Source organism: Mycobacterium sp., assembly GCF_040398885.1.
In the GTDB taxonomy this organism is placed as follows: domain Bacteria; phylum Actinomycetota; class Actinomycetes; order Mycobacteriales; family Mycobacteriaceae; genus Mycobacterium.
Genome location: NZ_JBBATF010000089.1, coordinates 1 through 13,029 on the forward strand (window position 1 = coordinate 1; position 13,029 = coordinate 13,029).

The window sequence follows — 13,029 nt, forward strand, 5'->3', positions numbered from 1 at the left end:
CGGCGGGGGCGGTGGGGGCGGTGGCGGTGGCGGTGGTGGTGGCGGCGGAGGGGGAGGCGGCGGCGGTGGAGGAAGCGGCGCCGGCGGCGGTGGTGGTGGCGGCGGTGGAGGAAGCGGCGCCGGTGGTGGCGGCGGAGCAGGCGGCGGCGGGGGAGGCCCGGCCGGGATGGTGATCGGCGGCAGGCCCGGGATATTGATGATGTTCACGCCCGGTGGTGGCGGCGGCGGAGGTGGCGGCGGCGGTGGCGGCGGCGGAGGTGGTGGCGGAGGTGGCGGCGGATTGTAATCCGGGACGTAGGTGTCGTCGTTGTCGTAGCGGGGGGTGTAGGTCGGCGCGTTGTATACCGGCGCGTTGTACACCGGCGGCGGGACATAGGTCGGCGGTGGCCGGTAGACCGGCGGCGGCGCGACGCCGTTGCTGGTGTTGATCGTCACGACCGATCCCGGCATCTGCAGCCCACTCGGCGTGGTGCCGACCACCGAGTCCTTCTTGGCCGTGCTGTTGACCTGCGCCGGGTTCGCGGTCAGCTTGAACCCGGCGTCGAGGAGACGGTCCCTGGCCGCATCTAGGTTGAGGCCGACCACGTCCGGGACCTGCACCGGCGGCGCACCGTTGAGGTAGCGCGGGTCGGTCGGCGGCAGGGTGACCGGGCCGAAGTCGGTCGCGATCGGACTCATCGCGAGAAACCAGGTCTGGGCAGGGGAAGTGCCGCCGTAGAGATTGCCCTCGCCGCCGCATTTGCGCAGCGGGAAAGCGCACAGCGCAGCGGGTTTCGGCGAGTCGTCGAACACGTAGCTGGCCGCGGCGAGTTGATTGGTGTATCCGAGGAAGGCCGACGACCGGTGCGACTCGGTGGTGCCGGTCTTGCCCGCCATCGGCAGCCCCCAGCCCGCCGAGCCCGCGGCGGCGGCGCCGGTCCCCATGGTGGTGTCCTTCGCCAGTGCGTTGGTCAGCGTGTTGGCCAGCCCCTCGGGCACCACCTGCTCGCATTCGGCGGTCGGGATCACGACCTCCTTGCCGCGCCGGTCCACCACCTTCTCGATCGGGTTGGGTGGACACCACATACCACCGGAGGCCAGGGTCGCCGCGACGTTGGACAGTTCCAGGGCGTTGACCTCGAAGGGGCCCAACGTGAAGGATCCGATGTTCTCCCGCTTGATGTAGTCGGCGAGGCTTTCGTCGCTCTTGGGCACGTAGTCCCGAGCGGTGCCCGGATCGGCGTAGGAACGCAGCCCCAGTCGCACCGCCATGTCCACCGTGGGGCCCACGCCGACCTGCTCGATCAGCTTGGCGAAGGCGGTGTTGGGTGACAGCGCCAGCGCGTCGGACATGCTCAGCGGGCTGCGGTAACCGGCTGCGTTCTTCACGCACCAGGTCTTCGGCGGGCAGCCCGGCGTGGCGCTGTCGCCGAGGTCCCGGCCGGCGAAATACGGCGGGACGTCGAGCAGGGCGTTGGTGCCCATGCCCATGTTCAGGGCGGCTGCGCTGGTGAAGATCTTGAACACCGACCCGGCCCCGTCGCCGACCAGGGTGTAGGGCTGCGGCTGGACGGTCTGCCCCGCCTCCAACTTCAGGCCGTATCCGCGGTTGTCCCCGATTGCCAGGACCTTGTGGGACTCCTTGCCGGGGCGGATGACGGTCATGACGCTGGCGACGCTGTCCAGGTCCGGACTGGCGACCGCGTTGATCGCCTTTTTGACACTGCCCTGCACAACGGGGTCCAGCGTGGTCTTGATCAGGTAACCCTTGCGGGCAACGTCCTCCTTGCTGATGCCGGCCCGGGCGAGGTACTCGAGGGCGTAGTCGCAGAAGAACGCCCGATCGCCGGCCGCGATACAGCCCTGCGGCAGCGACGCCGGCCTCGGCAGCACGCCCAACGGCTGTTCCTTGGCGGCGCGCAACTCGTCGGCCCGATCCGGGAGATTCTCGATCATGGTGTCGAGCACGAGGTTGCGCCGGTCCAGCGCGCCCCGCGGGTTGGTGTACGGGTTCAGCGCGGTGGTGGACTGAACCAGACCGGCCAGCAGGGCCGCCTGCTGCCAATTGAGTTGGGACGCTTCGACTCCGAAGTAGGTCCGGGCCGCGGACTGTATCCCGTAGGAGCCGTTGCCGAACGGGACCAGGTTCAGGTAGCGGGTCAGGATCTCGGGCTTGGTCAGCGAATTGTCGAGTGCCAGCGCCATCCGGATCTCGCGCAGCTTGCGCGCCGGGGTGGTCTCCACCGCCGCGGCGCGCTCCGTGTCCGATTCGGCGTTGACCAGAAGGTTGAAGTTCTTGACGTACTGCTGCTCGATGGTCGAGCCACCCCGGGTCTCGGCGCCACCCTTGAGGAAGCCGGCCAGACCGGTGAGGGTGCCAGGCAGGTCGACGCCGTTGTGGGCGGCGAAGCGCCTGTCCTCGATCGACACGATCGCCAGTTTCACGGTGTCGGCGATCTTGTCGCCGGGGACCTCCCAGCGACGCTGTACGTAAATCCAGGCGATCGGAGTTCCGGCCGCGTCCACCATCGTCGACACCTGCGGCACGTCTCCCTGGACCACGTCGGCCGACCCCTGGGCGACCAGATCCGAGGCGTGGTTGCTCGCCAGGCCCAGCCCGCCGGCGAGCGGGAAAAGCAAGCCCGCCAGCAACGCTCCGGCCAGCACGCACACCAGCGCCAACCTGCGGACAGTGGGGCGCGTCGGGGGGTAGTGATCCGACATTCCGCACAGCCTAGGCGAACCCGGCGGTCGGTCCAACGGGGGTTGCTTCGGCTCGCGCTCAGGCCGCGCCGACGGCAGGGGCGGCGGCAGGGTCCACGACGACGATGCCGTCGTCGTCGCTGAAGGCGACCTCACCCGGACGGAACTCCACGCCGCCGAGGGCGATGACCACGTCGCGTTCGCCGGCACCGGTCTTCGAGCTCTTACGCGGATTGGTGCCCAGCGCCTTGATGCCGAACCGCAGGGTGCGCAGAGTGGCGGCGTCGCGCACCGCGCCGTTGACGATCAGGCCGGCCCAGCCGTTGGCCCGGCCGAGGTCGGCGATGACGTCGCCCACCAGTGCCGTGTGCAGGGAACCGTCGCCGTCGATCACCAGGACCCGCCCGTCGCCGGGTTCCGACAGCACCGACTTCAGCAGCGCGTTGTCCTGGAAGCACCGGACCGTGCTGATCGGACCGGCGAACTCGGTCACCCCGCCGAACTGCCGGAACTGTACGTCGCAGCTTCGGACGCCCTCGCCTATGTCGTCGACCAGGTCGGCGGTGGGCCGGAAGGCGACATCCACGGCGGCCTCAGTGCCGCCGGAGCCGGGACAGCACCAGCGCCACCACGCCGGCGGCGGCGAGGCCGAGGGACACCGGCAGGGCGTAACCGGGGCCGGTCCCGTCGGCCGGGGTCACCGGGTTGCCGGCCTGCCGCACGGCGGGGGCGGCAGTGCCGTCAGGGGTGCCGGTCGCCCGGGCGGCGGTGTCCACGGACACGGCCCTCTCGGCCGGCGCATCCCCGGCCGGGGCTTGCCGCGCCGGTGCGGTCTTGACCGCCGCGTTCTTCGCGGGCACCTTCTTGGCCGGGGCCTTTTTCGCGGGCGCCTTCTTGGCCGGGACCTTCTTAGCCGACGCCTTCTTAGCGGGCGCCTTCTGCGACGCCGCTGTCCTGGCCGGTGCCGTCCGCGGCGGGAGCGCCGCGGCGCCGGGCCTGTGTTCGGGGTTTGCCATCTGCCGCTCCAATGCTGAAATCGAGTCGGGCCCAATCATGTCAGCCGCACCCGGGTCCCCCACGGCTAGGTGCGCCGGCGGCGCACCGCCAGGACGACCGCTCCGGCGATCACAGCCGCGGCTCCGAGGGCGAAAGGCCACAGCAGCGTGCGTTCACCGGGTCCGGATGTGCCGGCCGGCGGCCCGGGCCGACCCGCGGCGGGTGCCGTCAGGGTGAACGACCACGAACCGGCCACCACATGCCCGTCGGCGGAGGTGACCCGGTAGTTGACGGTGTAGGCGCCGGCCGGGCCGAGCGGCCGCAGCGCGACGCTCGCCGTCGCATCGCGCACCTCGGCCTCGCCCGAGGACCAGAGGTTACCGTCGGGTCCCACCACCGTCATCGCCGCGAACACCGGCTGCAACGGCTCGTTGAAAGTCGCGGTGACCCGGGTCGGTCCGGCCGGCACGGTCGAGTCGGCGGCCGGGTCGGTCGACGTGAGGGCGGTGTGTCCCCAGGCCGTGGGCGCACCGACGGACAGTCCGAATACGAGCAGAACCGCTGCGAGGTACCACGACAGCGGCCGCTGCACTAGAGCACGCCCAACCGGGACATGATGTCGGCCTCGATGCCATCGAGCTGTTCGCCGATTGAGGTCTGGGCTGCCCGGCGCCGCGGCCCCGGCATGTTCTCCGCGGCCGGGACCGCCGCGGACAACGCGGCAAGCCGGTCGGTGATCGCCGACACGAACCGATGGGTCTCACCGTCCTGGGGAGCGCGTTCGGCCACCAGGTGCAACGACCTCTCGGCGCCGGTGATCCGCGCAGAGAGCCGGCCGCCGGCCCCGGAGAACTGCCCGATTTGTGTGAGCGGCACTCCCAGGCGATCGGCGCGCCGCTCGTCGATCACGCCACGGGCCGCGATGGCGGCCCGGTAGGCGACCGGCACGACCGCCGGCGCCAGCAGTCGCGATGCGGTCAGCGTGCGTTTGATCCTGTTGGGCGCCAGCAACTTTCCCTCCCGGGCGGCCCGCAGATTGGTCTCAGCCACCTTCATCGCCGTCCGGTCGCTGTTGCGCTGCGCCTTCACCTGCGCCTTGGCGGTCTTCCGGTCGGCCCGGAGGGCGGCCTTGATCCGCCTGCCCTCGTTCTTGGCCGCCAGTCTGGCCTCCACCTTCGCCTTCGTCTTCAGGGCGCGTGCTTCAGCGCGCCTGGTCGCGCGGCTCTTCCGCTTCTTGAACAGGCCCATCGCGGCTGCCTTTCGGGTTCGGGGGCGGCGGTCGCTGAAAACCCTATCCCGGCGGGCAAGCGGGGTACTGCCGACCTGCGGATATGCCACAATTGAACCGCTCCTGCAGATCCGGCGTCGAAACGGCGCCCCGTTCGTGTCGAGGGATGGTCGTGAACCGCTCGGTGATCACCTGGATGATCGCCGCCGGCGTGCTCGCGATGGGAACCGGTGTCGCTCCCGGGACCGCCCTCGCCGATCCGGTCGACGTGGGCGCGGTCGGTGAAGTCGAAAACCCTCGCCCGGTTCGGGGCGAGGGACGCCCGGGAGCCGAGGCAAGCCCGCGATCGGAGGGCCGGGACGCCGGGCGGGACGGGAACCGGCCTTGCGAATGGGTCCGGGTCTGTCGGCCGGGACCGCGACCGCAGGAACGTGAACGCGGCAACACCGTTCTGGGAGCGATGAGGCCGACCGTCGGGCCGGGGGTGCAGAGACCGCCGGTGGCAGCCGCCGAGCCGGCAGCCCCGGCCCTTCCCGAACTCGTCCCGGTCTACGGCGATTCCCCGCAGGCCGCCACCGTCGGGCCGCCGGTCGGTGCCCCGGTGGGGGCCGTCCCGCCGGCGGCGGGGCCCGCCGTTCTGCCGCGCTCCGCACCGATTCCAGTCGCCGTCGCGGCGCAGCCGCCGGTCGGTGCCCCGGTGGGGGCCGTCCCGCCGGCGGCGGGGCCCGCCGTTCTGCCGCGCCCCGCACCGATTCCGGTCGCCGTCGCGCCGATTCCCGCCGCGCCGAACGGTTTCCGGCCGTCCCCGGTGCCACCCGCAGCCCCCCGCAGTTCGCCGCCGGATTCGCCGGCCCCCCCGCGCCTGGGTTACCCCGACGAACTGCGCACCGCCAACCTCGGAAGAGTGGCCTCGCTGGCCCTGCCGGGGCTCGCCGCGATCGCCGGCATGACGGCGCTGGGAGGGGTGTTCGGTTATCGCCAGGCCAAAGCCGGCTACCTCATGCGGGCTGCCGGGGCCGGCCGGTTCCTCCGGTGAGCGCCGATCGCCGGGTGACCCGCGCCGTCAACGAAGTCCTCGCACTGGCGCCGCGCCGCGGCGAGGTGTCACTGGCGGCTTTGGTGGTCGCCGTCGGCGATAACCAGGGCCGACCCATCCAGGTGACCACAGCTGACCTGCCGCCCGGAGTCTCGGGTCAGTGGCGACAGTTCGCCGGCCACGACGAGTTCCTGATTCAGGACGGCCTGCCGACGGTCGATCGGACCCTGGCGCACGAACTGGGGCACCTGGTGCTCGGCCATGACGGCACTCCGGTCACCGAACTGGCCCGGGAGAACGCGGAAGTGGCCAGTGACGACCTGATCAGCTACATGCTCAACCAGCGCACCGGTTGCATGGGGCCCGGCGGTGAAGACGTCGAACAGCAGGCCGAGGACTTCGCCGCGCTGCTGCTGTACCGACTCGGCCGGCTGCCCAGCGACCGGTCGTCGATCACGCAGGTCCGCCTCGGTGAGGCATTTGGTTGACCGTTTGGATCATCGCCGGTCTGCTGGGGATGGCCACCGGTCTGAGGATCGGCTGGGCTCTGGTCAATCAGCAATCGGTGGTCAGCGGTGCGATGATCGTGGCGCTGGGGGGACTGGCGGTGGTCGCCGCGCTGAATTGGCCGCCGCTGACCCTGCTGGTCAACACCTCGGTGGGGTGGCCGAACATCTCGGTGGCACTGAGTCAGGTTGCGCTGGTGGCGTCGGCGGCCGGAAGCTGCGTGATGATCACCTCGGTCGCCTCGGGTCGCCGGCCGGAGGCGACCCGACGACTGGCGGTCGTCCAGTACTGCGTCGCCACGCTGATCTCGGCGGCCACCCTGGTGCTGTTCCTGATCGACGGCCGCGGCGCCGAGATGGCCCCCGAGGAGTACCTCGCCCGAAATCTCGGCCTACCCGACCAGGCGCTCGACTGGCTGGTTCCGCTGCTCTACGTACTTCCGGCCCTGACGGTGGTGTCCTGGGTCGGTATGCGGTTGTCCAGCGCGAGCCGCCGCGGGCGGGCCCTGCTGCTGTTCACCGCGGGCATCACCCTGATCGTGGGCGCGAGCGCCTTCTTCATCACCCGGGCGGTCGGCCGGGGGACCGACGGCAACCAGCTGGTGGGCGTGAGCGCCGCGGTCACCATGCTGCTGTGGGCGATGGCGATTGTCGCGGCCGGCGCGCTACTGCCCTCGGTGGAGGACTGGATCGGGGCACGCCGCGAGTTGCGTCTGATCGAACCGCTGCGGCGAGAGATGGAACGCCGCCACCCCGACATCGGAATCGGCGTGCGTCCCCGCGGGCCGCTGGTTTTCCGGGTCGCCGAGCGGCTTTCGTTGATCTCCGACGCGCTTTACCTCGAAAGCATGCTCGCTCGGCAAGGAGCCGGTACCGAAGACAACAAGGTGCCGGGCGCCGCGAGCCCCGCCGAACGGGCCCGCGCGGTTGCCCGGTGGATCAACGCCGGCCGTGCCGACTCGGCCGAGAACTTCCCCGGCCGCGGCTGGCTCAGCCAGCCGCAGGACTGGTCGGACCGCGACTGGATACTCGAAATCGCCCGGCAATACCGGACGCTCGACCGCCTCGGCTGAGCCGTTCAGGAGTCGAGGTGCTCGCGGCGGCGCAGTTCGTCGACCTTCTCGACGACGTCCTGCTGTGCCTCCGGGGACAGTCCGACCGTTCGCGAGGCGATCCGGCGGACACCCTCGTCGCGCATGTTGGCCAGCCAGGTCAACTCCTTGTCGAGTTTCCCGTAGTAATCGTCGTCGGTGAAGTACTCCGGCTTGATCCGGAAGAAGTTGGCAAGCGCGGTCATGGTCGCCGCGGAGGGGTTGGTGCGGTTGCCCGACCGCAGCTGCGACAGGTAGGGGGCCGACATGGTGATGCCTTCGGTCTTCAGTGCGGCGATCACCTCGGCTGACGTGTGCGGACCACGACCCGGCGGGTAAACGGTGTCGAACAACCTGTTCAGTCGTGCGGCGAACGTGTTACTCATCGGGTGTCCTCCATGCGTTGGATTCAGAGCCTTCACAACCCTAATCGTCTTTGCTGCCGACTGTACAACGGTATTTGCGAAACGGCCAACTGCAAACACCGGGGTCCCGGAGATTTCGCGTGTGCCGGTTTGTTGGCAAACGGATCGCAGTTGCGGGAGTCGCAGGTAGGGCCGAATAGAAGCCGTGAACAAGGGCACAAGACCAGACTTCCGGTCGGCTTTTCCGATTAGCTCGGGTTGCCACTCGAACCATCCGCGCCGAGGCGGCGCAACCGGCGCTGGCAACCGCCGCGCGGCCAAGTCGAACGACCCGGCGGATTTGCTGGATACTCAGCTAATGTTCAGCCCACACTCAGTTTTCTTGGGGGCGGGGGCTGGCTTTCAGGCGGCGAGCAGCATCGCCAGGATGGCGGTGTCCGGGTGGCTGATGGGGTCGACGCCCACCCGGCTGATCATGTTGGTGACGGTGCCGTCCGCCTCCGCCTCGACCCACGCGGCGCGGTGCTCAAGCCCGAGATGGGGCAGACCCGGCAGCAGCACGCAACCCGAGGCGGCGCCGGAACACTCCGGTAGGGACGGCGTGGTCTCGCAGGGGGGATGCAGCATCATCAGGGCCGGCGGTTGGCGCTCTGCGAAATGCCCGGGCAGGACCGCGGACTTCCCGAAAACGGTTCCCTCGGCCAGAACCAGGCCGACGGTCCCGGGCTGGGGCCGTTCCGGCAACTCCTCGCGGACGCCGAAGATGGTCGTCGTCGACAGCAGTCCGGGCAGTGACGCCACCCGGACCGCCATGATCAGAAGTTGGGCCCACTCCTTGGTGGAGTCGGGCCATCGGCCGGAGACCACGAAACCCTTCAAGGACCCGCGGGCGTGGAAGGGGGCGATCTCGATGGGGCATCCCGACCTGTCCATCTCGCCTCCCGCGAACCGTTTGACGCAACATCATCGGGTACCGCAGGGCTGGCAGACAATAGGACGGGAGTGCTAGAAACGGAAGAGGGGCGGCACGCTCGGCGCGCCGCCCCCCGAGATCCGAGTGGAGTCAGCCGAAGATCAGGCCCTTGGTCTTCGAAGTGGCGGCGGCGTAACGGTTCTGGACGTCGGCCCAATTGACCACATTCCAGAACGCTTTGACGTAGTCCGCCTTGACGTTCTTGTACTGCAGATAGAAGGCGTGCTCCCACATGTCGACCTGGAGTAGCGGGATGATGCCCAGCGGCACGTTGGCCTGCTGGTCGTAGAGCTGAAACGTCAGCAGCTTGTCGCCGAGGCTGTCGTAGCCCAGCACCGCCCAGCCGGAGCCCTGCAGTCCATTGGCGGCCGCGGTGAATTGGGCGCGGAACTTGTCGAACGATCCGAAGGCGTCGTCGATGGCGGCAGCCAGATCGCCACCGGGCTTGTCGCCGCCGTCGGGCGAGAGGTTCTTCCACCAGATCGAGTGGTTGACGTGGCCGCCGAGGTGGAAGGCGAGGTTCTTCTCGTTGAGGAAGATGGCGCCGTGGTCGTCGTTGGCACGGGCCTCCTCGAGCTTGGCGAGCGCGGCGTTGGCGCCGGCGACGTAAGCGGCGTGGTGCTTGCTGTGGTGAAGCTCGTTGATCTGCCCGGAGATGTGCGGCTCCAGGGCGCCGTAGTCCCAGTCCAGATCGGGCAGGGTGTACTCAGCCACGTGATTCCTTCCTTCTTGATGCGCTGATGGCGTGCGGTGAGATCGCGTGCGGTGCGCCGGCGTTGCGGGTGCACGGTGCAAACATCCTCAACCTTGCTCTATCGACGCCGCGCGCCGCAATGGCGCGGTCGGCACGCCCAGTGAAATGTGTCACAAGCGGCCCCCGCGCGCACGGCGAGTCGGGTAGCGCGAACCGCCGCCGGCCACCCGGAATACTTCGCTGACCGGCCAACCGAACCCGGACCGTGTCCGGGCCGTTATCGGCGCGTTATCCACAGTCGACTCGGCGCAGTGCCGCCCCATGGTGCGCGGAACCGGTGATCAGGCGCCCAGCCGATTGTGGATAAAGTTGTGGAAACTGTGGATAGTCACTGATTGCTGAAAGTGGGTGCCCGTGCGAGGGCGGCCCCAAACAAACACGCCCATCGGGATTGGGCGGTGCGCATCGCTAGTCTTGTCCTCGTGATTCAGGTGTGTTCCCGGTGCGGGACACGGTGGAACGTCCGGGACCGCCAGCGCATGTGGTGTCCGCGCTGCCAGGGGCCGTTGCTTGCCCCCGCGGCGGCGGCGCCGGCAGTCCAGCAGCCCGCCGGTGCGCCCGAGCAGCCGCCGCGGTCCCGGGTCACGGCACCCCGGCCCCCGGCCGGCTTCCGCTGGATCGCGGTACGGCCGGGTCCACCGCCGCCGCCCCGCCGCCGCCGGCGTCCACTCGGGCCCACGCCCCGATACGAGTCCATTCCGCGCTGGGGTCTGGTCGACCAGGTCGCCCCGCCGACCGACACGGTCGAGCGCGCGGCCGCGAAGGCCACCTCACCGGCCACCGCGCGGGCCGTCCTGATCGGCGCCGCTGTCGTGTTCGCGCTGGCGGCCGGGGTCCATGTCGTGCGGTACGTGCTGTTGCTCGTCAACCGCACCACATTGCTGCCGCCATTCGTCGCGATCGGCTCGCTGCTGAGCGGAGTCCTGATGAGCCTGGCCGCCATCGCCGCCGTCGTCGCGACCGCCGTGACCCTGACCTCTTGGCTGATCGGAAGGCGCGCCGCGGCTTTTGCCGCGCACGGTCAGGACGACCCCAGACCCAGGTGGGCGCTGTGGTCGGGCTGCCTGATCCCGGGGGTGAATCTGCTGTGGGCGCCGGTTTTCGTCCTCGAGTTGTCCAATGCCGAGCGCGGCCAGGAACGGCAGCGGGGGCCCGTCACGCTGTGGTGGATCGCGTGGGCGGTGACGTTCCTCATCTGCGGCTGGGCGATCTGGACCAGTCGCGCCACCGACGCGCAGGGTGTCGCCGACAACACCGCAACCGTCATCGTCGCGTATCTCGCCGGCCTGGCGGTGCTGGTCCTGCTGTGGCGGGTGCTCGACGGTTTCGTCCGCAAGCCGGTGGGCCGGCCGCTGAACCGCTGGGTGATCGCCACGGCCGATCAGCCGCCCGTGGAACCGGAACAGCAGTTCGAGGCCGAAACCGAGTCCGACGGGGCGTTCGTCGAGGCCGAACCGGGTGTTGAGTCCAGGGACCGGGAACCGGCAGCATAGGGCTATGCCGCCGACCGCCGCCCCGCACGGTGAGCGCCCGTTCGTGGTCGCCCATCGCGGCGCGTCGGCCGATCGGCCGGAACACACTCTGGCGGCCTATCAGCTCGCGTTGGAGGAGGGCGCCGACGGCGTCGAGTGCGACGTGCGGCTCACCCGCGACGGTCACCTTGTCTGTGTGCACGACCGGCGGGTGGACCGGACCTCCTCCGGCACCGGTCTGGTCAGCGATATGACTCTTGCCGAGCTTCGCGAATTCGACTGGGGCGCATGGCATGGCAGCGGCATCGCCGACGCCGGCCTACTGACCCTCGAGGACCTGCTGAATCTGGTGCTGGACTCCAACCGCCCGGTGAAGGTCTTCATCGAGACCAAGCACCCGGTGCGCTACGGCGCCCTCGTGGAGAGCAAGGTCTTGGCTCTGCTGAATCGTTACGGCCTGGCCTCGCCGGCCTCGGCGGATCTGTCCCGCGCGGTGGTGATGTCGTTCTCGGCCGCGGCGGTGTGGCGGATCCGGCGCGCCGCGCCACTGCTGCCGACGGTGCTGCTCGGCGAGACCTCCCGCTATCTCGGCGGCGGAGCCGCCACCACGGTCGGGGCGACCGCGGTCGGGCCGTCGATCGCCACGCTGCGCGAACATCCGGAACTCGTCGACCGTGCCGCCGCGCAGGGCCGGGCGATGTACTGCTGGACCGTGGACCACTACGAGGACGTCGAGTTCTGCCGGGACGTAGGTGTGGGGTGGATCGCAACCAACCACCCGGGCCGCACCAAGACCTGGCTGCAGAACGGATTGCCCGGGCCGGGAAGGTAGCCGGACCGCGGCGCTCAGGGCTGGCCGTCGATGACCTGCTGCGGGATGGGCGCATCGGTGCGCAGCGCACCGAACAGCGAGCCGGCCGCCTCGGGATCCCAAATCACCACCGCGCCCGCCTCATTGGCGGTGAACTCCCCGATCGGCACGGTCACCGTGGTGGCTGAACCGCGCAGCGCCCAGCCGAGCCGCGCGAGGTTCCAGATGTGGGCCCCGGCGTCGACGGTCACCGCCGACAGTCCGGCATGCGGCACGGCGTACCAGCGCCACGGGTTGAGCCAGACGGCGGGGCTGGCGGCGCGGCGCAGCATCGCCGACATGAACTCGCGCTGGTGCAGCATCCGGTCCAGGTCGGCACGCGGTGTGGCTCGAGTGCGGACGTAGCCCAGGGCGTTCGGGCCGTCGAGCACCTGACAGCCGGCCGGAAGGTTGATTCCGGCCAACGGGTCGTCGATCGGCTCTGGCGGGCACACCGTCACCCCGCCGAGGGCGTCGACGACGCCGCCGAATCCGGCGAATCCCAGTTCTGCGTAGTGGTCCAGCCGCAGTCCGGTCGACTCCTCGACGGTCTGCGCCAGAAGTGGTGCTCCGCCGGCGGCGAAGGCCGCGTTGAGTTTGTCCATCCCGTAGCCGGGGATGTCGACATAGGAGTCGCGCGGAATCGAGACCATGGTGGCGGGCTCGGCGGAGAGCAGTCCGGGTATGTGAACCAGCAGGATGGTGTCCGTTCGGCCGGTCCCGACCTCGCCGCCGGTGGCTAATTCGGCCTGCTGCTGTTCGGTCAGGTCCGCGCGGCTGTCCGATCCGACCAGGAGCCAGTTCGTTCCCGCGGACGGCGCGGGGCGGCCGTCGTAGGCGCTGAACACGGCGACCCGGTGCAGTCCGGTCTCCGCCCACAACGAGAGTCCGAGGCCCGCGGTGGCGGCCACCAGCACGACGGCGAACAGGGCGGCCCGGGCCCGGCGAAAGACCTCGCGGCGGCTTCGGGTCCGCTTGGGGCGACCGGCTTGCGGGGCGGGCCGGCGCGGCGCCCTGGGCACCGGCGCCGGATCGACTGCGCGCGACGGCCCGGGCAGTCGATGCGGCGGGCGGGG

The 13,029-nt window shown here is 70.2% G+C and carries 14 protein-coding genes; 5 read left to right on the forward strand and 9 right to left on the reverse strand.

The features are described 5' to 3' along the window. From ADBZ5U_RS09810 to ADBZ5U_RS09830, 5 genes are all read right to left on the reverse strand, one after another. Window positions 1-2,703 (reverse strand): penicillin-binding protein (locus ADBZ5U_RS09810; RefSeq protein ID WP_526264858.1); only part of this gene is annotated, 2,703 nt, incomplete at its 3' end. Window positions 2,704-2,761: 58 nt separating this feature from the next. After that, the gene (rraA, locus tag ADBZ5U_RS09815; RefSeq protein WP_526264860.1) at window positions 2,762-3,268 is read right to left on the reverse strand and encodes a ribonuclease E activity regulator RraA; all 507 of its coding nucleotides are present in this window, start codon (window positions 3,266-3,268) and stop codon (window positions 2,762-2,764) included. A 7-nt stretch (window positions 3,269-3,275) separates the two neighbouring features. After that, a complete protein-coding gene (locus ADBZ5U_RS09820) occupies window positions 3,276-3,698 on the reverse strand; it encodes a hypothetical protein (protein WP_526264862.1) in 423 nt (140 codons plus the stop codon). Between the two features lie 65 nt (window positions 3,699-3,763). Continuing rightward, a complete protein-coding gene (locus ADBZ5U_RS09825; RefSeq protein ID WP_526264864.1) occupies window positions 3,764-4,270 on the reverse strand; it encodes a copper resistance CopC family protein in 507 nt (168 codons plus the stop codon). After that, window positions 4,270-4,926: a DUF6474 family protein gene (locus ADBZ5U_RS09830; RefSeq protein ID WP_526264865.1), complete on the reverse strand. Its 657-nt coding sequence runs from the start codon at window positions 4,924-4,926 to the stop codon at window positions 4,270-4,272. Before ADBZ5U_RS09830 ends, ADBZ5U_RS09825 begins: the two co-directional genes overlap by 1 nt. 146 nt (window positions 4,927-5,072) lie before the next feature. Between ADBZ5U_RS09830 and ADBZ5U_RS09835 the strand changes: the two genes are divergently transcribed. Genes ADBZ5U_RS09835 through ADBZ5U_RS09845 form a run of 3 tightly spaced genes read left to right on the forward strand, consistent with a single transcriptional unit; the run spans window position 5,073 to window position 7,521 of the window. Further along, a complete protein-coding gene (locus ADBZ5U_RS09835; RefSeq protein ID WP_526264867.1) occupies window positions 5,073-5,942 on the forward strand; it encodes a hypothetical protein in 870 nt (289 codons plus the stop codon). Further along, window positions 5,939-6,430, forward strand: coding sequence for an ImmA/IrrE family metallo-endopeptidase (locus tag ADBZ5U_RS09840; RefSeq protein ID WP_526264870.1), 492 nt, complete (start codon window positions 5,939-5,941; stop codon window positions 6,428-6,430). The genes ADBZ5U_RS09835 and ADBZ5U_RS09840 overlap by 4 nt, the downstream gene beginning before the upstream one ends. Further along, entirely contained in the window at window positions 6,427-7,521 is a 1,095-nt protein-coding gene (locus ADBZ5U_RS09845; protein WP_526264872.1) for a hypothetical protein, read from the forward strand. Before ADBZ5U_RS09840 ends, ADBZ5U_RS09845 begins: the two co-directional genes overlap by 4 nt. A 5-nt stretch (window positions 7,522-7,526) precedes the next feature. Here the strand turns inward: ADBZ5U_RS09845 and ADBZ5U_RS09850 are convergent, their stop codons facing one another. From ADBZ5U_RS09850 to ADBZ5U_RS09860, 3 genes are all read right to left on the reverse strand, one after another. Then, window positions 7,527-7,925 carry a transcriptional regulator gene (locus tag ADBZ5U_RS09850; RefSeq protein ID WP_526264874.1) on the reverse strand — a complete coding sequence of 133 codons (399 nt, stop codon included), beginning with the start codon at window positions 7,923-7,925 and terminating at the stop codon, window positions 7,527-7,529. 381 nt (window positions 7,926-8,306) lie between these two features. Next, a complete protein-coding gene (locus tag ADBZ5U_RS09855) occupies window positions 8,307-8,837 on the reverse strand; it encodes a peptidase (RefSeq protein ID WP_526264876.1) in 531 nt (176 codons plus the stop codon). A gap of 130 nt (window positions 8,838-8,967) precedes the next feature. Further along, a complete protein-coding gene (locus tag ADBZ5U_RS09860; protein ID WP_526264878.1) occupies window positions 8,968-9,591 on the reverse strand; it encodes a superoxide dismutase in 624 nt (207 codons plus the stop codon). A gap of 462 nt (window positions 9,592-10,053) precedes the next feature. Between ADBZ5U_RS09860 and ADBZ5U_RS09865 the strand changes: the two genes are divergently transcribed. Together ADBZ5U_RS09865 and ADBZ5U_RS09870 are read left to right on the forward strand one after the other, a co-directional pair. Continuing rightward, window positions 10,054-11,124 (forward strand): DUF4328 domain-containing protein, encoded by a 1,071-nt coding sequence (locus tag ADBZ5U_RS09865; protein WP_526264880.1) that lies wholly within the window; start codon window positions 10,054-10,056, stop codon window positions 11,122-11,124. A gap of 4 nt (window positions 11,125-11,128) precedes the next feature. Then, window positions 11,129-11,935, forward strand: coding sequence for a glycerophosphodiester phosphodiesterase (locus ADBZ5U_RS09870; RefSeq protein WP_526264882.1), 807 nt, complete (start codon window positions 11,129-11,131; stop codon window positions 11,933-11,935). Window positions 11,936-11,949: 14 nt separating this feature from the next. On the opposite strand, the gene ADBZ5U_RS09875 is transcribed toward ADBZ5U_RS09870, so the two are convergent. Next, entirely contained in the window at window positions 11,950-12,834 is an 885-nt protein-coding gene (locus ADBZ5U_RS09875; RefSeq protein WP_526264884.1) for an LCP family protein, read from the reverse strand. Window positions 12,835-13,029 lie beyond the last annotated feature (195 nt).